Source organism: Blastococcus sp. TF02A-30 (assembly GCF_003319185.1).
Classification (GTDB): domain Bacteria; phylum Actinomycetota; class Actinomycetes; order Mycobacteriales; family Geodermatophilaceae; genus Blastococcus.
Genome location: NZ_QOHJ01000001.1, coordinates 1 through 19,329, shown reverse-complemented (window position 1 = coordinate 19,329; position 19,329 = coordinate 1). Strand labels below are relative to the sequence as shown.

At 74.0% G+C, this 19,329-nt stretch carries 18 protein-coding genes; 11 read left to right on the top strand and 7 right to left on the bottom strand.

Translation table 11 applies throughout. From position 1 onward, the window contains the following. Positions 1 to 38 precede the first annotated feature (38 nt). On the bottom strand, positions 39 to 1,490 hold the full coding sequence (locus DQ241_RS00085) for a uracil-xanthine permease family protein (RefSeq protein WP_113827956.1): 1,452 nt from the start codon (positions 1,488 to 1,490) through the stop codon (positions 39 to 41). A gap of 249 nt (positions 1,491 to 1,739) precedes the next feature. Between DQ241_RS00085 and DQ241_RS00080 the strand changes: the two genes are divergently transcribed. Both DQ241_RS00080 and DQ241_RS00075 read left to right on the top strand, forming a co-directional pair. After that, a complete protein-coding gene (locus tag DQ241_RS00080) occupies positions 1,740 to 3,236 on the top strand; it encodes an FdrA family protein (protein ID WP_113827955.1) in 1,497 nt (498 codons plus the stop codon). Next, positions 3,233 to 4,645, top strand: a complete 1,413-nt coding sequence (locus DQ241_RS00075; protein ID WP_113827953.1) for a DUF1116 domain-containing protein — start codon at positions 3,233 to 3,235, stop codon at positions 4,643 to 4,645. The genes DQ241_RS00080 and DQ241_RS00075 overlap by 4 nt, the downstream gene beginning before the upstream one ends. Before the next feature lie 73 nt (positions 4,646 to 4,718). Here the strand turns inward: DQ241_RS00075 and DQ241_RS00070 are convergent, their stop codons facing one another. Continuing rightward, the gene (locus tag DQ241_RS00070) at positions 4,719 to 5,465 is read right to left on the bottom strand and encodes a DUF2470 domain-containing protein (RefSeq protein WP_113827951.1); all 747 of its coding nucleotides are present in this window, start codon (positions 5,463 to 5,465) and stop codon (positions 4,719 to 4,721) included. A 63-nt stretch (positions 5,466 to 5,528) separates the two neighbouring features. On the opposite strand from DQ241_RS00070, the gene rpsD reads away from it, so the two are divergent. The 4 genes from rpsD (at position 5,529) to DQ241_RS00050 (ending at position 8,228) form a co-directional block, all read left to right on the top strand. After that, positions 5,529 to 6,131: a 30S ribosomal protein S4 gene (rpsD, locus tag DQ241_RS00065; protein ID WP_113827950.1), complete on the top strand. Its 603-nt coding sequence runs from the start codon at positions 5,529 to 5,531 to the stop codon at positions 6,129 to 6,131. A 111-nt stretch (positions 6,132 to 6,242) separates the two neighbouring features. Next, positions 6,243 to 6,845, top strand: a complete 603-nt coding sequence (locus tag DQ241_RS00060) for a hypothetical protein (protein ID WP_113827949.1) — start codon at positions 6,243 to 6,245, stop codon at positions 6,843 to 6,845. Between the two features lie 40 nt (positions 6,846 to 6,885). After that, positions 6,886 to 7,662: an SDR family NAD(P)-dependent oxidoreductase gene (locus tag DQ241_RS00055; RefSeq protein ID WP_113827948.1), complete on the top strand. Its 777-nt coding sequence runs from the start codon at positions 6,886 to 6,888 to the stop codon at positions 7,660 to 7,662. 41 nt (positions 7,663 to 7,703) lie between these two features. Next, positions 7,704 to 8,228, top strand: coding sequence for an RNA 2'-phosphotransferase (locus DQ241_RS00050; RefSeq protein ID WP_113827947.1), 525 nt, complete (start codon positions 7,704 to 7,706; stop codon positions 8,226 to 8,228). On the opposite strand, the gene DQ241_RS00045 is transcribed toward DQ241_RS00050, so the two are convergent. Further along, positions 8,207 to 9,316, bottom strand: a complete 1,110-nt coding sequence (locus DQ241_RS00045) for a PP2C family protein-serine/threonine phosphatase (RefSeq protein ID WP_233492100.1) — start codon at positions 9,314 to 9,316, stop codon at positions 8,207 to 8,209. The genes DQ241_RS00050 and DQ241_RS00045 overlap by 22 nt on opposite strands. Positions 9,317 to 9,629: 313 nt before the next feature. Here DQ241_RS00045 and DQ241_RS00040 point away from each other — a divergent pair, with 313 nt between their 5' ends. After that, positions 9,630 to 10,034: a hypothetical protein gene (locus DQ241_RS00040; RefSeq protein ID WP_147252303.1), complete on the top strand. Its 405-nt coding sequence runs from the start codon at positions 9,630 to 9,632 to the stop codon at positions 10,032 to 10,034. A gap of 68 nt (positions 10,035 to 10,102) precedes the next feature. Next, positions 10,103 to 11,713 (top strand): signal peptidase I, encoded by a 1,611-nt coding sequence (locus DQ241_RS00035; protein WP_113827945.1) that lies wholly within the window; start codon positions 10,103 to 10,105, stop codon positions 11,711 to 11,713. An 86-nt stretch (positions 11,714 to 11,799) separates the two neighbouring features. Here DQ241_RS00035 and DQ241_RS00030 read toward each other — a convergent pair whose 3' ends face one another. Beyond that, positions 11,800 to 12,903 (bottom strand): ring-opening amidohydrolase, encoded by a 1,104-nt coding sequence (locus DQ241_RS00030; protein ID WP_113827944.1) that lies wholly within the window; start codon positions 12,901 to 12,903, stop codon positions 11,800 to 11,802. 24 nt (positions 12,904 to 12,927) lie between these two features. Then, positions 12,928 to 13,878, bottom strand: a complete 951-nt coding sequence (locus DQ241_RS00025) for a carbamate kinase (RefSeq protein ID WP_113827943.1) — start codon at positions 13,876 to 13,878, stop codon at positions 12,928 to 12,930. A 75-nt stretch (positions 13,879 to 13,953) separates the two neighbouring features. Here DQ241_RS00025 and DQ241_RS00020 point away from each other — a divergent pair, with 75 nt between their 5' ends. After that, complete coding sequence (locus tag DQ241_RS00020) at positions 13,954 to 15,102, top strand: benzoate/H(+) symporter BenE family transporter (RefSeq protein WP_113827942.1); 1,149 nt, start codon at positions 13,954 to 13,956, stop codon at positions 15,100 to 15,102. Between the two features lie 7 nt (positions 15,103 to 15,109). On the opposite strand, the gene DQ241_RS00015 is transcribed toward DQ241_RS00020, so the two are convergent. Then, on the bottom strand, positions 15,110 to 15,943 hold the full coding sequence (locus DQ241_RS00015) for a PHP domain-containing protein (RefSeq protein WP_113827941.1): 834 nt from the start codon (positions 15,941 to 15,943) through the stop codon (positions 15,110 to 15,112). 80 nt (positions 15,944 to 16,023) lie between these two features. Between DQ241_RS00015 and DQ241_RS00010 the strand changes: the two genes are divergently transcribed. Together DQ241_RS00010 and DQ241_RS00005 are read left to right on the top strand one after the other, a co-directional pair. Beyond that, positions 16,024 to 18,258, top strand: coding sequence for a RecQ family ATP-dependent DNA helicase (locus DQ241_RS00010; RefSeq protein WP_113827940.1), 2,235 nt, complete (start codon positions 16,024 to 16,026; stop codon positions 18,256 to 18,258). 52 nt (positions 18,259 to 18,310) lie between these two features. Then, complete coding sequence (locus tag DQ241_RS00005) at positions 18,311 to 18,943, top strand: alpha-ketoglutarate-dependent dioxygenase AlkB (protein WP_113827939.1); 633 nt, start codon at positions 18,311 to 18,313, stop codon at positions 18,941 to 18,943. Between the two features lie 184 nt (positions 18,944 to 19,127). Here the strand turns inward: DQ241_RS00005 and DQ241_RS20945 are convergent. Next, positions 19,128 to 19,329, bottom strand: a 202-nt coding sequence (locus tag DQ241_RS20945; protein WP_233492098.1) for a hypothetical protein, incomplete at its 5' end; no start/stop codon positions are given.

The following is a 19,329-nucleotide window of genomic DNA, read 5'->3' as shown; positions in this document are numbered from 1 at the left end:
GGCGCGGGGACGGCGTGCGGACTGCGGAGCGGGAAGAGCTACCGGTTGGTGCCCGGAACCCCCGGTCGGCCGACCTGGTCGACCGACGACGGGTCCGCGGAGACCTCTTCACCGTGGACGTGACCGAAGGTGGTCCCGGCCGCCGGGTGGGTGCCTTCGCGCTCGAGCGCTGCCTTCATCTCGGCGGGCGCCAGGGCCTTGGCCACGTGCCAGGCCACGACCGCGACGATCGAGCCGAGCGCGATGCCGTTGAGCGAGAAGTCGTCGGAGAACCGCAGCGTGACGTCGCCGATGCCGATGATGATCCCGGCCGCGAGCGGCACGAGGTTGATCGGGTTGGCGAAGTCGACCCGGTTCTCCTTCCAGATCTTGGCGCCCAGCAGGCCGATCATCCCGTAGAGGACGACGGTGATGCCGCCGAGCACGCCGCCCGGGACGATGTTGACCAGGGCGCCGAACTTGGGCACCAGGCCCAGCAGGATCGCCACGATCGCGGCGACGTAGTAGGCCGCCGTCGAGTAGACGCGGGTGGCGGCCATGACGCCGATGTTCTCGGCGTAGGTCGTGGTCGGCGAGCCACCCACGGAGGTGGCGACCACGGTGGCGACGCCGTCGGCGAAGACCGCGCGGCCCATGACCGGGTCGAGGTTGCGCTTGGTCATCTCGGCCACGGCCTTGACGTGGCCGACGTTCTCGGCGACCAGGGCGATGACGGCCGGGATGACGAGCAGGCTGAACTTGAGCGAGAAGCTCGGCGCGGTGAAGTCGGGCAGCCCGAACCAGTCGGCGTCGGAGACCGCGTCGAAGTTGATCCGGTCGCGGGTGACCTCGGCGCCGGTGCCGTCGGGCGAGGTGATCTGGCCGGCCGTGGCGTCGAGCAGCACCGAGAGCAGGTAGCCGAAGACCAGGCCCAGCAGGATGGAGATGCGGGCCAGGAAGCCGCGCAGCGCCAGCGAGCAGACGATGACGAAGGCCATGACGGCCAGCGCGACCCACTGGTCCTGCGGCCAGTACGTCTTGGCGGCCACCGGGGCCAGGTTGAAGCCGATGAGCATGACGACCGCGCCGGTGACGGCGGGCGGCAGCACCTTGTTGATCAGCCCCAGGCCGGCGAAGTGGATCAGCAGACCCACCAGCGCCAGCACGACGCCGGCGACCAGGATCGCGCCGACGACGTCGGACGAGTCACCGCCGTTGAGGCGGATCGCCGCGACACCGCCGACGAAGGCGGCGCTGGTGCCGAGGTAGCTCGGTACCTGACCCTTCACGATGATCAGGAACAGGATCGTCGCGATACCGCTCATCATGATCGCGAGGTTCGCGTCCAGCCCCATGATGATCGGGAAGACGAAGGTCGCCCCGAACATGGCGACGACGTGCTGCGCGCCGATGCCGGCCGTGCGGGGCCACGAGAGCCGCTCGTCCGGTGCCACCGCCTCGCCGAGGGGCGGCGTCTTGCCGTCCCCGTAGAGCTTCCAACCGAACGCCATGAGTGCCTCCTCGACGTGCACTGCAGACCAGTGAGCGGTGTCGGTCAACGGGCGTTGCCACCACCGGGGGCGCCACTGTGTCACCGCACACAGGTGTCGCGGAAGTACCTCAGTGCTAAATCGTTATTGCGGGGAGATGCCGGCGCTCCACCGCTCCCGCCTGTCCCGTGCGCCCCGCTTTCCGGGTCGCCGGAGTCCGTTTCGAGATACCTCACCGCTAAGAGGAATTCTCCGGTAGCGTCCCGGAAGGTGAGCGACAGTCCAGCCCGGCACGTCTCCCTCCGCAGCGGCGTCTACGCCGATTCCGTGCGATTGATGCAGGTCAGCCGCGAGATCGGCGCCCGTGACGGCGTCCAGGCGGTCGTGGTCGCCATGGCCACGCCGCTGAACCTCGAGCTCGCCGCGAACATGGGCCTGGCGCCCGACGGCGACACCTCCCCCGAGCAGCTGCTCATCGCGATCCGCGCCGACGACGAGGATGCGCTGACCGGGGCCGTCGCCGCCGTCGACACCGCGCTGGCCGCCCGTGAGCGGTCCACCGGTGGCACCGCGACGGCGATCCCGCAGCGCACCGTCGGCGCCGGCCTCGACGAGCTGCCCTCCGACGGGCCGGCCCTCGCGATCGTGAGCGTCCCCGGCAGCTACGCCGTCGCCGAGGCCGCCGACGCGATCGCCGCCGGCCGCAGCGTCCTGGTGTTCTCCGACGGCGTCCCCGTCGAGGCCGAGGTGGCCCTCAAGCAGGCAGCCCACGACGCCGGCGTGCTGGTCATGGGCCCCGACTGCGGGACGGCGATCGTCTCCGGCGTCGCCCTCGGCTTCGCCAACGTCGTCCGCCCCGGGCCGGTCGGCCTCGTCGCCGCCTCCGGCACCGGTGCCCAGCAGGTCTCCTGCCTGCTCGACATGGCCGGCGTCGGCGTCTCGCACGTGCTCGGCGTCGGTGGGCGCGACCTCAAGGAGGAGGTGGGCGGGCTGGCCACGCTCGACGCGCTCGCCGCCCTGGACGCCGACCCCGCCACCGAGCGGGTGCTGCTGGTCTCCAAGCCTCCCGCGCCGTCGGTCGCGGCCGCCGTCGAGGAGGCCGCCGCGAAGCTCGCCGTGCCCGTGCGCTCCGCCGTCCTCTCCGCCGACAGCCCCGACCTGACCGCCGGGGTCGAGGGCCTGCTGCGCGACATGGGCCTCGACGTCCCGGTGTGGCCCTCGCGCCCCGGGCCGGCCGAGGCGCCGGCGCCGGGTGCGGTGCTCAAGGGCCTGTACGCCGGCGGCACGCTCGCCGACGAGGCGATGCTCATCGCCGGCCCGGCGCTCGGCGACATCCGCTCGAACATCCCGCTGCGCCCGGAGCTCGACCTGGGCGCCGACTTCACCGCCCGCGGGCACGTGGTCATCGACTTCGGCGACGACGCGCTCACCGTGGGCCGCGCGCACCCGATGATCGACCCGACGCTCCGGCTCGAGGCGATCGCCGCGGTGGCGTCCTCCGACGAGCCCGCGGTGCTGCTGCTCGACGTCGTCCTCGGCTACGGCGCAGACGCCGACCCGGCGGCCGCGCTGGTGCCCGCGCTCAGCTCCGCCCGCGACGCCGCCGAGCACCCGCTGCCGGTCGTCATCGCGCTCATCGGCACCGAGGGCGACCCGCAGGGCTGGTCCCGCCAGGCCGACGCGCTCGCCGCGGCCGGTGCCGCCGTCTTCTCGTCCAACTCGGCGGCCACGCGGTACGCCCTCGACCTGCTGGGAGCTGGCAAGTGACCCTGGGTGGCATCCTCTCCGGCCCGCCGGCGATCGTCGCGGCCGGCGTCTCCGTCTTCTCCGACGCCCTGCGCGCCCAGGGCGCCGAGGTGCACGACGTCGACTGGCGGCCGCCGGGCTTCGGCTCGGCGGAGGACCTCGCCGCGGTGGCCCTCGACCCCCGCCGGGCCGCCGCGAACCGCACCGCCGTCGAGCGGCTGATGGCCGCCGGCTCGGTGCTGGTGGACGTCCGCCCCGCGCGCGACGTCATCGGCCTGGCCGACCGCACGATCCTGCACGCCGGCCCGCCGATCGAGTGGGCCGACGCCTCCGGTCCGCTGCGCGGCGGCCTGATCGGCGCCTGCCTCTTCGAGGGCTGGGCGGACACGGTCGAGGAGGCCGAGCGGATGCTCGCCGCCGGCGAGATCACCCTCGACCCGTGCCACCACCACCGCACGGTGGGCCCGATGGCCGGCGTCACCTCGCCGTCCATGTGGATGTGGTGCCTGGAGGACCCGGTCCACGGCGGCCAGGCGTACTGCAACCTCAACGAGGGCCTCGGCAAGGTGCTGCGCATGGGCGCCTTCAACGAGGAGGTGCAGACCCGGCTGCGGTGGATGCGCGACGTCCTCGGCCCGGTGCTGCAACAGGCCGTGCGGTCGATGAGCGACCCGCTCGACGTGAAGTCCGTGCTCGCGCAGATGCTGCAGATGGGCGACGAGGCGCACAACCGCAACCGCGCCGGCTCGCTCATGTCGCTGCGCGAGCTCTCGCCCGCGATCGTGGCCGTCGAGGGCTGGGCCGCGTCCGACATCGCCGCCGTGCTGAAGTTCATCGGCGGCAACGAGCACTTCTTCCTCAACCTCGGCATGCCGACGGCGAAGCTCGCCCTCGACGCCTGCCGCGGCATCCCGGGCTCGACGATGCTGACCGTGATGTCGCGCAACGGCACCGAGTTCGGCATCCAGACCGCCGGCACCGGCGACCGCTGGTTCACCGGCCCGGCCAACACCCCGGTCGGGCTCTTCCTCGGGGACTACGGGCCCGACGACGCCAACCCCGACATCGGCGACTCCGCGATCATGGAGACCTACGGCATCGGCGGCTTCGCCATGGCCGCGGCGCCGGCGATCGTGCGGTTCGTCGGCGGCACGGTGCCCGACGCCCTGGCGACGACGGAGCGCATGTACCAGCTGACCCTGGCCGAGAACCCGGCCATGGCCATCCCGATCATGGGCTTCCGCGGCTCACCGACCGGCATCGACGTGCTCAAGGTGGCGCGCACCGGCTGGCTGCCGCAGATCAACACCGGCATGGCCGGCCGGGTCGCCGGCACCGGCCAGGTCGGCGCCGGGCTGGTGCAGCCGCCGCAGCAGTGCTTCGAGCAGGCTCTGAAGGCGCTCGCGCACGAAGCCCGCGCCGCCGCCTGACCCTCCGCGAGATCTGCACACCCGGGGCTTTCCCGGCGCGGGAAGGCCCGAGTGTGCAGATCTCGGGCGGGGATCAGCAGCTGAGCAGACCCGTCAGGGCTCCTCGGACGTCGGCCGGCCCGGTGAGCGTGTCCTCGAACGGCACCCGCAGGTCGTAGCAGCCGTCGCGCCCCTGCACCCGGAACCGCACGCCGTAGCGGTCCAGCCCGAGCAGCGCGACGTCGTCGCGCCGGTCGGCCCAGCAGCGCACGCGGGCGGTGAGCCGGTCCAGCGCCGGCTGCTCGGTGGCCATGAGCTCCCGCTCCGCCGCGCTCACCGGGTCCGGGCGGGCGGCCACGAACTCGTCCGGGTCCACGTCGGTCGTCGTCCCCGCCTCCTCGAGCACCACCTCGGCCAGGTCCAGCCGCACCAGCGCCGCTCCCAGCCCCACCTCGAACAGCGCGTCGCACGGGTGCGCCTCGGCGTAGTCGAGCAGCAGCCGCGGCACGTCGCCGTCGTCGACCGGCGTGATCCAGCCGGACAGCTCCACGAGCCCGCGCACCGGACGGCGCAACGGCACCGGCGCCCGGTCGGTGACGGTCAGCCGGGCCGGGACGTCGCCCAGCGGGGAGCGCGCCAGCGCCGCGGTGACCGCCCCGTCGGCGGGGACGACGAGCAGCACGTCGCCGGACGCCGTCGTCGTCGCGCCCCACAGCTGGCAGACGCCGAGACCGGCGGCGTGCAGCGAGGCGCCGGGGCGCGCGGCGACGGTCCGGGCGCGCTCGGCGGGCGGTGGCTGCCGGCGGGTGGCCGCGGACGAGGAGGGCGTTCCGGCCGTCATGGGACCACCTCGGGGGAGTAGCGGGTGCGTTGTAAGGTGAGCCTAGCCAAACTCGGAGGTCCCGTGAACACACCCCGTCCCAAGGTCCGGCTCAGCCGCGCGCTGGGCATCCCGCTGACCCCGAAGTGCGTCCAGTACTTCGAGCGCCGGCCGTACCCGCCGGGTGAGCACGGGCGCAAGCGCCGCAAGGACAGCGACTACTCCACCCGGCTCAAGGAGAAGCAGCGGCTGCGCGCGCAGTACGACATCAGCGAGACGCAGCTGCGCGCCGCGTTCGACCGGGCCAAGCGCTCCGGCGGCAAGACCGGCGAGGCGCTGATCCAGGACCTGGAGTCGCGGCTGGACGCCACCGTCCTGCGCGCCGGCTTCGCCCGGACCATCTACCAGGCCCGCCAGTTCGTCACCCACCAGCACGTGCTGGTCAACGGCAAGCGAGTCGACCGCCCCTCCTACCGGCTCAAGCCCGGCGACTTCGTGCAGATCGCGGAGAAGTCGAGGACCAAGGAGCCGTTCGTCGTCGCCGCGTCCGGCGCGCACGCCGAGGCGCCGAAGTACCTCGAGGTGCGGCTGGCCGACCTCGTCGCCCGCGTCGACCGGACGCCGGGTCGCGACGAGGTCCCGGTGGTCTGCGACGAGCAGCTGGTCGTGGAGTACTACTCCCGCTGACCACCGAGATCTGCGCACTCGGGCCTTTCGCGGCCCGGGAAGCCCCGAGTGCGCAGATCTCGCGGAGAGCTCGGTTGCCGTGCACCACCGGAACCGACAGGCTCCGCAACCATGTGGACCCAGGCGTTCGCCGACGACGAGGACGTCCAGCGGCGGATGAACCGGCCGGAGAACGAGATCCCGACCGCGCTGCCGATGAACCGCGTCCTCGTGCGCACACCCGATCTGGCCGTCGCGCTCCTGGGGCTCCGGGCGTACACGACCGGGGTGGCCTTCGAGCTGGTCGCCCGGGCGCGCGGCTTCGAGGACCCGGACGCCGGCAACCGGCTGAGCAGCGTCTTCTGGGAGCGGCGGCCGGGCACCCCGCGCTTCCTCCTCGGCGTCGAGTTCGCCGACGGCCGCCGGGCGAGCAACCTGGTCCGCCCCCGGAACAGCGACGACCTGCTCCTCCACTCCGGCGCGGGGAGCGGTGGCGACACGTCGGTCGACCAGGAGTGGTGGCTCAGCCCGCTGCCGCCGGACGGTCCGCTGCGCGTGGTCCTCCGCTGCCCCGAGATCGGGATCGAGGAGACCGTCGTCGAGCTGGACGGGACGGCGATCCGCCGCGCGGGGGAGAGCGCCGTCGTCCTCTGGCCCTGGGAGCCGCCGCGGCACGAGGAGCCCGCCGAGCCCACGCCGCCGGATCTCCCGGCCGGCAGCTGGTTCGCCGGCTGAGCCGCGGAACACCGGGCGCACCCACGGTCTTGACCCGGGCATGCAGATCGACCTGAGCGGGAAGACCGCCGTCGTCACGGGCTCGTCGCAGGGCATCGGGCTGGCCATCGCCGCCGGGCTGGCCCGGGCCGGGGCCCGCGTCGTCCTCACCGGCCGCGACCGGGCCCGGCTCGACGCCGCGGCCGGCGGCATCGACGGCGAGGTGCTGGCCGTCGCCGGTGACATCACCACCGACGAGGGCACGGCAGCGCTGCTCGACGCCGTCCCCGACGCCGACGTGCTGGTGAACAACCTCGGCATCTTCGGGGCGCAGCCCGCCCTGGAGATCACCGACGACGAGTGGCGCCGCTACTTCGAGACCAACGTGCTCACCGCCGTCCGGCTGACCCGTGCCTACCTGCCGAGAATGCGCGAGCGCGGCTGGGGCCGGATCCAGTACATCGCCAGCGACTCGGCCGTCGCGATCCCGGCCGAGATGGTCCACTACGGCGTCACCAAGACGGCGCTGCTCGCGGTGTCCCGCGGCTTCGCCAAGGAGGCGGCCGGCTCCGGTGTCACCGTCAACTCGGTGATCGCCGGCCCGACGCACACCGGCGGCGTGGAGGACTTCGTCCGCGAGCTGGTCGGCGACCTCCCGTGGGACGCGGCGCAGCGCGAGTTCATGCGGCAGCACCGCCCCAACTCGCTGCTGCAGCGGCTGATCGAGCCCGAGGAGATCGCCAACATGTGCGTCTACCTCGCCTCCCCGCTCGCCTCGGCCACGACGGGCGGCGCCGTGCGGGTGGACGGCGGTTACGTGGATGCGATCCTGCCCTGACCCGTCAGCCCCGTAGACCGCCGTCGCCTGACACCGGAGCCGTGGACGTCGTCCGGGTGAGCAGGCGGCTGTCCTACCTGCTGCGGCACCGCCCCGACACCGCGGGCCTCACCCCGGACGACGCCGGGTGGGTCGACGTCGACCAGCTGCTGCGGGCCGTCGGCATCACCCGCGAGGAGCTGGAGCGGGTCGTCGCGACGAACGACAAGCGCCGGTTCGCGTTCGACGCGACCGGCCGGCGGATCCGCGCCAGCCAGGGGCACAGCATCCCGGTCGACCTCGGCTACGCGCGGGAGCGGCCGCCGGAGGTGCTCTTCCACGGCACCCCGGAGCGCAACCTGCCGGAGATCCTCGCCCAGGGGCTGCGGCCCGGGCGCCGGCACGCGGTGCACCTCAGCCCGGACGCCGCGACGGCGCGGCGGGTGGGGGAGCGGCGTGGTCGGGCCGTCGTCCTCCGGGTCGAGGCGGCGCGGCTGGCGGACGACGGCGCGGCCTTCACCCGGTCCGCGAACGGCGTCTGGCTGGTGGCCGCGGTGCCGCCGGGCTACCTCACCGCCGAGGGCTGACGCCCCGGCACCCGAGCACCCGGCACCTGGACGGCCAGCAGCGCGACGTCGTCCTCCACCCGGCCGCCCAGCGTCCCGAGCAGCCCGTCGCACAGCTCCTCGAGCGGCCGCCCGGCCCACCGGCGCAGCTCGCCGACCAGCCAGGCCGTGCCCTCGTCGAGGACGGCGCCCCGCCGCTCGACGAGGCCGTCGGTGTAGAGCAGCACCGTGTCCCCGGGGCGGAGCTCCACCTCGTGGTCCCGGCGTGCGGTCGACGGGTCCACGCCCAGGAGCCGCTCCGGGGCCCGGACCAGCACCTCGGTGCCACCGTCGGCGCGGAGCAGCACCGGCGCGGGGTGGCCCGCGTCGGACCAGCGCAGGCAGATCACGTCGCCCCGGGTCTCCACCGTCGCCACGACGGCGGTGATCAGCGTCGGGACGCCGACACCGGCCATGGCGCGGTCGAGCTCGGTGAGCACCGCCGACGGCGTGGCCGCGGACTGCGCGATCGCCCGCAGCATGCCGCGGGCCTCCGCCATGGTCGCCGCCGCGGCCGCGTCGTGCCCGGCGACGTCCCCGATGACCAGCATCGTGCTGCCGTCGACGCGGTCGAACCCGTCGTACCAGTCGCCCCCCACCTGGGCGTGCCGCGTGGCGGGCAGGTAGCGCACCACCGCTTCCAGCCCGCCGATCCGCGGCGGACCGCCGAGCAGGTGCCGCTGGAGCGTCTCGGCCACCTCCGCAGCGGCCCGGGATTCGGCTGCCTCCGCGTTGCTGCGCGCGAACTCGTCCTCGCGGCGCAGCCGCAGGGTCGCCGCGGTGACCGCGATGCCGGTGCCGACGGCCACGCCGGCCAGCCGGATGAGCTGGGCGGGCAGCGCCTCCTCCGAGTACTGCCGGTCGAAGACGCCGAGGGTGGCTGCCACGAGCAGGGCGGCCACCCCGTACCCGACGGTGGCGCGCCGGCCCAGGAAGGTGGAGGCCACCAGCGGGGCGATCACCACCAGGCCCAGCACCACCTGACCGCGGCCCAGGACCACGTCCAGCACCGACACGACGGCCAGGACGGCGATCGGCAGCGACCGCTGGACGCGCGCGTACCCGCTCACGGGGAGGCTCCTCGGGCGGGCAGGGGGGTCGGCCGCGTCTTGACCGGTCCTCACGGTATCCGACGCCGGCGCCGATCCGGGGGCACGAGTGGGCGGTGGGACGGGCGGGGACGGCCACACCGGTGGCACGGTCGCCGCCTCGCGGATATCGATAAATGGGCGTGCGCAATCTTTTTCCGTGCAGTCCGTAAAGCGGAATGGCGGGCGTGCCGATGACACGGCGTCAACGAAAGAGGCGCAGCAGTCGCTGGACCGGGTGAATCCCCGGATTCCCCGGTCGAAGGCTGAGCCACCGAGAGCAGGGAGAATCGCAATGCGTAAGTCACGCGTTGTGTTCGCCGGTGTCGGGGTCGCTGCGGCCGTCGCCACCGGGACCGCCTTCACCGCCGCCAACACGTTCACCCAGCCCAGCGCCATCGCCGGTTACGGCCAGACGCTGGTGACCGGTGCGACCGTGACGGACACGGACTTCACGGCCTACGCCGCGGACCCGACCGACCTGGCCAGCGTCGTGTTCAACACCAGCACGAACGTGAACGGCAAGAGCGCCACCCTCACGCTGAAGAACGGCGTCACGGGCCCGGTCATCGGCACCTTCACGTGCGACACCGCCTCGAGCGTCTACGCCGCCGGCACGATGGACATCATCTGCGACACGTCGGCGACGCACCCCAAGTTCGACTCGTTCACCTACGTCGGTCTGACGGTCCTGGACTGATCCTCCTCCGCGACGGCGGGCCCGGCCCTCGTGGCCGGTCCCGCCGGACCGGGGCGGTGACCTCACCCATGCCTCTTCCCAGGATCGCCCGCCTCAGCGGCGCCGTCGCGGTGCTGCTGGCAGCCGTGTGGCTGCTCCTCCCGACCGAGCTCGGTGGCAGCACGACGTACGTCACCACGCACGGCAACAGCATGGAGCCGGACTTCCGCACCGGTGACCTGGCGATCCTGCGGCCGGCCGCGACCTACGGCATGGGCGACGTCGTCGCCTACGACAGCGCTCAGCTCGGCACCACGGTGATGCACCGCATCATCGACCGCGACGACCACCGCTTCGTCACCCGCGGCGACAACAACTCCTGGATCGACCCCGACGAGCCCACGTCCGACGAGATCCTCGGCGAGCTCTGGTTCAGCATCCCGCAGGGCGGCAAGGCCCTCGCCGCGATGCGTTCCCCCTGGGTCCTGGCCGTCGTCGCGCTCGCGGTCACCACCCTCGTCTCCGCCGGCCGCCGCCCCCGCGGCCGCCACTCCGCCGGGCACGCGCACCGACGTCCCGGCCTGCGCCTGCCGCGCCTCCACCGCCGCGCCGCGAGCCCCGCACCGCGGGCCTCCGGCCTGTCGGCGCCGCTGCGTGCCCGGGCCCGCCAGCTGGCCCTCGGCTCCGCCGTGGCCGCCGTGCTGGCCGCCGGCGCCGGCGCCGCCACCTTCGTGCTGCCCGCCGCCGCGGCCTCCGCCGGCTCGGTCGACGTCGTCCAGCAGGGCGCCTACGGCTACACTGCCACCGCCGCGCCCAGCACCACGTACCCGACCGGCGCGCTGGGCACCGGCGATCCGGTCTACACCCGCCTGGTCGAGGACCTGACCGTCTCCTTCGAGGACGTCGTCACCGGCGCCGACGTCGCCGGCACCGTCCGGCTCGACGTCGCCATCGAGGCCCCCGACGGCTGGACCGCGCCCGTCACCAGCGGCACGGCCGCCCCGGTGCAGGACGGCACGGCGACGGCGGCGGTCCTGGTCGACCACGTGCGGGCCGCGCAGCTGCTCGAGCGGCACAACGCCGAGGTCGGCGCCGCCGGCGTCAGCGCCACCCTCGTCCTGACGCCGGTCGTGGAGATGACCGCCACGGTCGACGGCGCCGCGGCGACCCTCGACCAGCCCGAGCCGCTCCGCTTCTCGATGGACCCGACGGCGCTGCGGGTCGCCGGCGAGACCACCGCGCTCACCCCTGCGGTCACCACCCAGCTGGCGGTGGGCGGTGCCGCCGCGACCTCCGACCTGGAGATCGCCGGCGTGACGCTCCCCCTCGGCCCGGTCCGCCTGGTCGCGGCCGCCGTGCTCGTGCTCGCCGTCGCCACCGCCGTCGTCGCCGGCCTCCTCGGCCGCGGCCGGGGCGGTGAGGCCGACGAGTTCCTGGTGCGGCACGCCGCCCGGGTGCTGCCGGTGACGTCCTTCGCACCGGGCAACACCGTCATCGACGTCGCCGACGCCGAGGCCCTCCACCGGCTGGCCGAGCGGCTCGAGGTCCTGGTGCTGCACCACGCCGGGCCGCACGCCGACACCTTCGCCGTCCAGGACGGCGACACCACCTACCGCTGCGTCGTCCCGCGCGTCGGCGAGGCGCATGTCGCGGCCGCCCGCCGGTCGCCCGCCGGTGGTTTGCTCCGCCGCTTCGCCTGAGCGACCCCTGGGACGACTTCGGGGGAGGGCCGCTGCGGACGTCGTCCGAGCAGCACCTCCCCCGAAGTTGTGGGAGAGCGCGGGTCCTACGCCTTGACGATGGCCGCGACCGGGCCGCCGCCGGAGGGGCCCTGGTGCACCGCCGCCACGGACACGAACACGGCCGGGTCGCCGGTCACCGAGGCGGTCACGCCGCCGACGGTGGCCTTGATCTGGCGGTGCCAGTGCACGTCGGAGTCGTCGAGCATGGCGTTGCGCCGGTCGCGGACCATGCCCGAGGGGTCGGCCTCGCACTTGAGGAAGACGTTGACCAGCCGGTCGCCGAGGTCGGTGTGGTGCGGCCGCTCGGGCAGCTCGAGACCCGCGGACCGGATGGCCTCCCAGATGCCGTCCTGGTCCAGCGCGTCCTTCATGACCGAGTGACCGATGCGGTAGCTGCCGCCGTGGCCGCGGGCGTTGCCGACGACGACGATCTGCGCCTGGTCCAGCTCGACGCCGGAGGAGCAGGAGGCCACCGAGGAGAACAGCGAGAGGTCGTGCATGACGTCCTCGTCGGTCGGCATCTCGATCTCGCCCAGCGCGACGGCGATGCCCAGCGCGGTGGTGGCGTTGGACAGGTCCATCGACTCGTGGGTGTGCTCGGTCCACACCGTCTTGCCGCGGCTCTTGGCGTCGCGGATGGTGTCGATCGTGAGCAGCGGGGTCTTGGTCTGCACGTAGTGCACGTCGGCGGGGTCCTCGATGCCGGCCTCGGCCATCGCCTGCTTCACCCCGGCGGCGACCTTCTCGATCATCGCGACCCGGCCGATGTCCTCGGGCAGGATCTGGTCGCTCATCGCGAAGCCGACGGTCAGCCGCGGCTCGTCGGTCTTCTCCACCGACTCCTCGGGGAGGGTGGCGAAGATCGTGGCGTGCGGGCTGATGACGCCGTCGGTGCCGCCGGACCACACGATGGGGACCTGCTTGACCTCCTCGGCCGAGCGGGTGCCCTTCTCCTGCAGCACCTCGCGGAAGGCGCGGTCGGCGATGATCCGGGTGTAGTCGTTCACCCCGCCGTTGCCCTCGGTCTTGCCGATGACGGCGATGACGCGGTCGGCCTCGAAGACGCCCTCGTCGATGAGCTTGGCGAGCTCGGAGGCGTCGCTGACGTTGTGCAGCGGGACCTTGCGGACCTCGATCGGTGCGGGCACTGGCTCTCCTTCTACAGGGGCGGATCAGGCGGTCAGGACGGTGCCGGCGTCGTCTCCGGTGACGGCGTCGGCGATGTGCTCGAGCGAGGTGACGACGGCGCGGGCGCCGCCGGCCTCGACGAAGCGGAGCGCGGCGTCGACCTTGGGGCCCATCGAGCCGCGGGCGAACTGGCCGGCCGCGGCGTGCGCGCGCAGCTCGGCGACGGTGACCCGGCCCAGCGGGCGCTGGTCCGGGGTGCCGAAGTCGACCATGACGTTGGGGACGTCGGTGGCGATCACCAGGGTGTCCGCGCCGAACTCCCGCGCCAGGACGGCGGCGGTCAGGTCCTTGTCGATGACCGCCTCGACGCCGCGCAGCGGGCGCGCCTCACCGCCGTCGTCCACCACCGGGATCCCGCCGCCGCCGGCGCAGACGACGACGAAGCCGGCGTCGGCCAGTGCGCGGATGGCGGGGGTGTCGACGACGGAGCGCGGCTCGGGCGAGGCGACGACCCGGCGCCACCCGCGCTCGCCGCGGTCCTCCCAGATCTGGCCGAGGTCGATGAAGCGCTGCGCCTGCTCGCGGGGGAGGAAGCGGCCGACCGGCTTGGACGGCTCGCGGAAGAGCGGGTCGTCGGCGTCGACCAGCGTGCGGGTGATCAGCGCGGCGGTGCGCCGGGCGAGGCCGCGGGCCCGCAGCGCGGCGTCGAGCTCGTCGGCGACGGTGAAGCCGATGGTCGCCTGCGTCTGGGCGACGTTCCAGTCGAGCGGGACCGGCGGGACCTCGTGCGCGGCCAGCTCGTTCTTGACCAGCAGGTTGCCCACCTGCGGCCCGTTGCCGTGGGTGAGGACGACGTCCACACCGGCGGCGACGACGTCGGCGATGTGCCCGCTCGCCTGGGCGAGGGCCGCCTGCTGGGCGGCGGGCGTGGCCGAGCCGTCCGCTCCGGTCATGGCATTGCCACCCAGGGCTATCACCACGCGGCGAGACGTCATGTGACGACCCTAACGGGAGATTCCTTAGCGGTGAAGTAGTTGGACCGAGAAGGTGGGCGGCTAGCGTCCCCCGTCGTGCCCGCCGCTCCCTCGTCGACGACCGTCGCGGGCCTCGTCACCGCCCTGGTCGGCTTCCTGAGCTCCTTCGCCGTGGTGCTCACCGGGCTCCGGGCGGTGGGGGCCTCGCCGGCCCAGGCGGCCTCCGGGCTGCTCGTCCTGTCGCTGACCATGGGCCTGGCCACGGTGTTCCTGGCGCAGCGGACGCGGATGCCGATCACCGTCGCCTGGTCCACGCCCGGCGCGGCGCTGCTGGCCGGCGCGTCGACGCACTCCTGGCCCGCCGCCGTCGGCGCGTTCCTCCTCGTCGGCTGCCTCGTGCTGCTCACCGCCGCCTGGCCCCGCCTCGGCGACGCCATCGCGGCGATCCCGGCCCCGATCGCGCAGGCGATGCTCGCCGGCGTCCTCGTCCCGCTGTGCCTGCAGCCGGTGCGCGCGGCCCTGGAGATGCCGGAGCTGCTGGTCCCCGTCCTGCTCGTCTGGGCGGTGCTGGCCAAGCTCGCCCCGCGGTGGGCGATCCCCGCCGCCTTCGCCGTCACGCTCGGCATCGTCGGCTGGCTCGCGGCGCGGGACGGCGGCCTCGACCCCGGCGACCTGGTCCCGGCCCTCGAGTGGACGACGCCCGCGCTGGACCCGGGCACCCTGCTCGGGATCGGCCTGCCGCTGTTCCTCGTGACCATGGCCTCGCAGAACGTGCCGGGCATGGCGGTGCTCGCCTCGTTCGGCTACCGGGCGCCGTGGCGCCCGGCGATGGCGGTCACCGGCGCCGGCACCGCGCTGGGCGCGCCGTTCGGCGGCCACGGGATCAACCTCGCCGCCATCAGCGCGGCGCTCGCCGCCGGGCCGGAGGCCGATCCGGACCCGGCCCGCCGGTACCGGGCCGCGCGCACGGCCGGCGTCGCCTACGCCGCGATCGCGCTGGTCTCCGTCGCGGTGGCGGCGCTGGTCGCCACCGCGCCGGACGGGTTCGTCACGGCCGCGGCGGGCCTGGCGCTCTGGCCGGTGCTCGCGTCGTCCCTGAGCAGCGCGCTCGAACGGCCGGGGGACCGCACGCCCGTCGTCGCCACCTTCCTGGTGGGCGTGAGCGGGATCAGCATCGCCGGGATCGGCTCCGCCTTCTGGGCGCTGGCCGCGGGGCTGGTCCTCTGGATCTGGTTCCGGGCCTGAGACCCGGTCAGCGGCGCCAGAAGTCGAACCGGTCGCGGCCCGGCCGGAAGCCCGCCGCCTCGACGACGTCGACCGCCAGCTCGAACTTCTGGCCGACGGCGGTGGGCGCGTGCGCGTCGGAGCCGAAGCTCACCGCCTCGCCGCCGGCCTCGTAGAACCAGCGCACCTGGTCCGCCGAGGCCAGCGGGCTGCTGGTGTTGACCTCGAGCGCCCGGCCGGAGCCGGCCAGCGCGCGGAACACCGCCCGGTACTCCTCCTCGTAGTCCTTCTCCACGAACCGGTGCGAGCCGCCGGGCCAGTAGCGGCGCGGGAAGTCGACGTGCGCGAGCACCTGGAAGACGTCGCTGCTCTCGATCATGTCCACGAGCTCGGCGAGGTAGCGGCGCATGGTGCCGTCGGCGTCCTCCCAGAGCAGGTGGCCGACGCCGTAGAGGAGGCCGTCCTTGGACAGCGAGTGCAGCGAGCCCAGGACGCGGTCCACCGGGGCGTCGCGCAGGTAGGCGGCCACGCTGCTGGCGAACAGGTGCGGCTCACCGGTCTCGACGCCGGAGAGGATGCGCAGCTCGGGGAACCGGTCGCGCACCTCGGCCAGCTCGGCGAAGTAGCCCTCGACGTCGATCTCGGCGTGCCGGGACGCGTGCCGCTCGACCAGGCCCTCGTCGGTCGCCCGGTCGTCGGGGTCCCAGACGGTGAAGTCCAGGTGCTCGGTGAACGCGATCGCCGGGAGGCCGATCGCGATCGCCCGCTCGCAGGCCTTCCGCATGGTGGAGGCGTCCGGGGTGTCCCACGACCAGTGGGTGTGGACGTGGTTGTCGCTCGGCAGCTGCCCCTCGTGTGCCATCGCCTGTGGATTGTCCACCGTCGTCCACCGGTCCCGCTCGGTGACCCGTTCTGTCGTCCGGGCTGCCTACTGTCGTCGGCATGAGCACCGCCGCGCCGCCCTCCGAGCTGACCGCCTCCTTCGCCGAGGAGGCGCTCGGCGTCCTGCGCGAGCTCACCGGCCGGCCCGACGCCGTCTTCCGCGAGGGGCAGGACGCCGCGGTCGCCGCGCTGGTCGAGCGGTCCGCCCGGGCGCTGGTCGTGCAGCGCACCGGCTGGGGCAAGTCGGCGGTCTACTTCGTCTCCACGGCGCTGCTCCGCCGCCGGGGTGCCGGTCCCACGCTGCTGGTCAGCCCGCTCCTCGCGCTCATGCGCGACCAGGTGGCCGCCGCGGCCCGCGCCGGCATCAGGGCGGTGGAGATCTCCAGCGCCAACATGACCGAGTGGGACGACATCGCCGCCCGCCTGGCCGCCGACGACGTCGACGTCCTGCTCGTCTCCCCCGAGCGGCTCACCAACCCGCGCTTCCGCGAGGAGCAGCTGCCGGGTCTGGTCGCCCGCTGCGGGCTGGTCGTGGTGGACGAGGCGCACTGCGTCTCCGACTGGGGGCACGACTTCCGCCCCGACTACCGCCGCATCCGCGACCTGCTGGGCACGCTCCCGGCCGGGACACCGGTGCTGGCCACCACCGCCACCGCCAACGAGCGGGTGGTGGACGACGTCGCCGAGCAGCTCGGCGCCGGCGGGGTCGAGGTGACCACCGTGCGCGGGCCGCTGTCCCGCGACTCCCTGCGCCTCGGGGTGCTGCGGCTGCCGTCCGACCGCGCGCGGCTGGCCTGGTTGGCCACCCACCTGACCGACCTGCCGGGCAGCGGCATCGTCTACACCCTCACCGTCGCGGCGGCGGAGGAGACGGCGGCGCTGCTGCGCGACGCGGGTCACGAGGTGCGCGCCTACACGGGACGGCTCGACGACGCCGACCGGAAGGACGCCGAGGAGGCGTTGCGCTCGAACTCCGTCAAGGCGCTCGTGGCCACCTCGGCGCTGGGCATGGGCTTCGACAAGCCCGATCTCGGTTTCGTCGTCCACCTGGGGGCGCCGTCGTCGCCGGTCAGCTACTACCAGCAGGTGGGCCGTGCCGGCCGCGCCGTCGAGCACGCCGACGTGCTGCTGCTCCCCGGGCCGGAGGACATCGCGATCTGGCAGTGGTTCGCGACGTCGTCCATGCCGCGCGAGGACCACGCCGCCGCGGTGCTGGGCGCGATGGCCGACGGCAAGGCCTGGTCGGTGGCCCGGCTGGAGACCGTCGCCGACGTGCGCCGCTCCCGGCTGGAGCTGCTGCTCAAGGTGCTGGCCGTCGACGGCGCCGTCGAGCGGGTGCAGGGCGGCTGGCGGTCCACCGGCCGGCCGTGGGTCTACGACGCCGACCGCTACTCCCGGGTGACCCGCACGCGCGAGGCCGAGCAGCGCGCCATGCTCGCCTACGCCAAGCCGGTCGACGAGGCCCAGTGCCGCATGGCCTTCCTCCAGTCGGCGCTCGACGACACGACCGCGGCACCGTGCGGGCGCTGCGACGTCTGCGCCGGCCCCTGGTACGCCACGGAGATCCCCGAGGCCGCGGCCGAGAAGGCGTCGGCGGTGCTGGACCGGCCCGGTGTGGAGCTGCCCCCGCGGGCGCAGTGGCCCACCGGCGCCGACCGGCTGGGTGTCGACGTGAAGGGCAAGATCCCGGCGTCGGAGCAGCTGGAGCCCGGCCGGGCGGTCGCCCGGTTGACCGACCTCGGCTGGGGTCAGCGGCTGCGCTCCCTGCTCGGCGACGACGGCGTCGGTGGTGTGGTCGCCCTCGATCTGGAGGCCCCCGGCATCGAGGAGGACCCGGACGCCGCCTTCGACGTCCCCGTCCAGCGCTCGATCTCCGACGTACCCCCTGACGACGACCTGCTGCGCGCGTGCGCGCGGGTCCTGGCCGCCTGGGACTGGGCGGAGCGCCCGGCCGCCGTGGTCGCGGTGCCGTCCCGCCGCCGGCCGCGGCTGGTCACCGGCATCGCCGAGGGGCTGGCCCGCATGGGCCGGCTGGACTACCTGGGCTCGCTGTCCCTCGAGCACGGCGGGCCGACCGGGCAGCCCGGGGGGAACAGCGCCTTCCGCCTGGCCGGCGTCTGGAACCGGATCGTGGTCGGTCCCGAGCTGCGCGAGCGGCTGGCGGCGGTCGCCGGGCCGGTGCTGCTGGTCGACGACCTCGCCGACTCCCGCTGGACGATGACCGTCGCCGGGCGGGAGCTGCGCCGGGCCGGGGCCTCCGCCGTGCTGCCCTTCGCCCTGGCCCTCACCGCCTAGTTCTCCACAGCTTTTCGCACACATGTGCGAAAGCTCCGGGTAGCGTGCGGTCATGTCGCTCGCGCACCAGCCGTCGATGTGGGACCTCGCCGAGGAGGCGACGCTGACGCCGCTGGCCGGCCGGGTGGTCCGGCACCAGCTGTCGCGCGGCGCCTGGGTCGACCACCTGCCCGGCTGGGTGTCCGGGTCCGACGAGGTGCTCGAGGTCCTGCTCGGCGACATCGGCTGGCGGGAGGACCGCCGGCAGATGTACGAGCGCGAGGTCACCGTCCCCCGGCTGCTGCGCCACTACGGGAGCGGAGAGCAGCTCCCGCACCCGCTGCTCACCGAGGCGCGGGCGGCGCTCGACCGCTACTACGGGCCCGAACTGGGCGAGCCCTTCGTCACCGCGGGCATGTGCCTGTACCGGGATGGCAGGGACAGCGTCGCCTGGCACGGCGACCGCATCGGCCGCGGGCGCTCGAACGACACCATGGTCGCGATCGTGTCCTTCGGGTCACCCCGCCCGCTGCTGCTCCGCCCGGCCGGCGGCGGGGAGGCCTCGCGGCGGTTCCCCCTGGGGCACGGCGACCTCGTGGTCATGGGTGGCTCGTGCCAGCGCACCTGGGACCACTGCGTCCCGAAGACCACCAAGCCGGTGGGCCCGCGCGTGAGCGTCCAGTTCCGGCCGCGCGGGGTCCTCTGAGGCAGGGCGCTCCCCCACCACAGGGGGCAGAAGCCCCGGAATACCGGGCCTGCGGAGCCGGTTGACCTGCTCGGACGGCGCGACGAGGACCCCCGGGGGACCCCCCCTGCAGGACCCCCGAAACGTCGTGTAATGTTCTCCATGCGCCGCGCGGCCCGGAAGGGCCGCCGGACCAGCCCCCCGGTCAGGTGGAGCGCTGGAAACCGGCGTAGTGTTGGACATCCAGCCAGGAGCGAAGCCCGTGAGGGTGGGTTTTCTGCGCGTCCGCTCTTTGAGAACTCAACAGCGTGCCGAAAGTCAGTGCCAAGTAATACCCCGTGCCGGATCTTTCGAGGTTCGGCTGGGATTCCTTTGGTTGATTGATATCGCGAGTGTCAGCTCGCGGT

Excerpts from the sequence above, each read along its gene's own strand:
- DQ241_RS00055 (WP_113827948.1), top strand. The coding sequence starts at position 6,886 with ATGCAGATCGACCTGAGCGGGAAGACCGCCGTCGTCACGGGCTCGTCG.
- DQ241_RS00070 (WP_113827951.1), bottom strand. The coding sequence starts at position 5,465 with ATGACGGCCGGAACGCCCTCCTCGTCCGCGGCCACCCGCCGGCAGCCA.
- DQ241_RS00015 (WP_113827941.1), bottom strand. The coding sequence starts at position 15,943 with ATGGCACACGAGGGGCAGCTGCCGAGCGACAACCACGTCCACACCCAC.
- DQ241_RS00035 (WP_113827945.1), top strand. The coding sequence starts at position 10,103 with ATGCCTCTTCCCAGGATCGCCCGCCTCAGCGGCGCCGTCGCGGTGCTG.
- DQ241_RS00085 (WP_113827956.1), bottom strand. The coding sequence starts at position 1,490 with ATGGCGTTCGGTTGGAAGCTCTACGGGGACGGCAAGACGCCGCCCCTC.
- DQ241_RS00005 (WP_113827939.1), top strand. The coding sequence starts at position 18,311 with ATGTCGCTCGCGCACCAGCCGTCGATGTGGGACCTCGCCGAGGAGGCG.
- DQ241_RS00025 (WP_113827943.1), bottom strand. The coding sequence starts at position 13,878 with ATGACGTCTCGCCGCGTGGTGATAGCCCTGGGTGGCAATGCCATGACC.
- DQ241_RS00010 (WP_113827940.1), top strand. The coding sequence starts at position 16,024 with ATGAGCACCGCCGCGCCGCCCTCCGAGCTGACCGCCTCCTTCGCCGAG.
- DQ241_RS00040 (WP_147252303.1), top strand. The coding sequence starts at position 9,630 with ATGCGTAAGTCACGCGTTGTGTTCGCCGGTGTCGGGGTCGCTGCGGCC.
- DQ241_RS00060 (WP_113827949.1), top strand. The coding sequence starts at position 6,243 with ATGTGGACCCAGGCGTTCGCCGACGACGAGGACGTCCAGCGGCGGATG.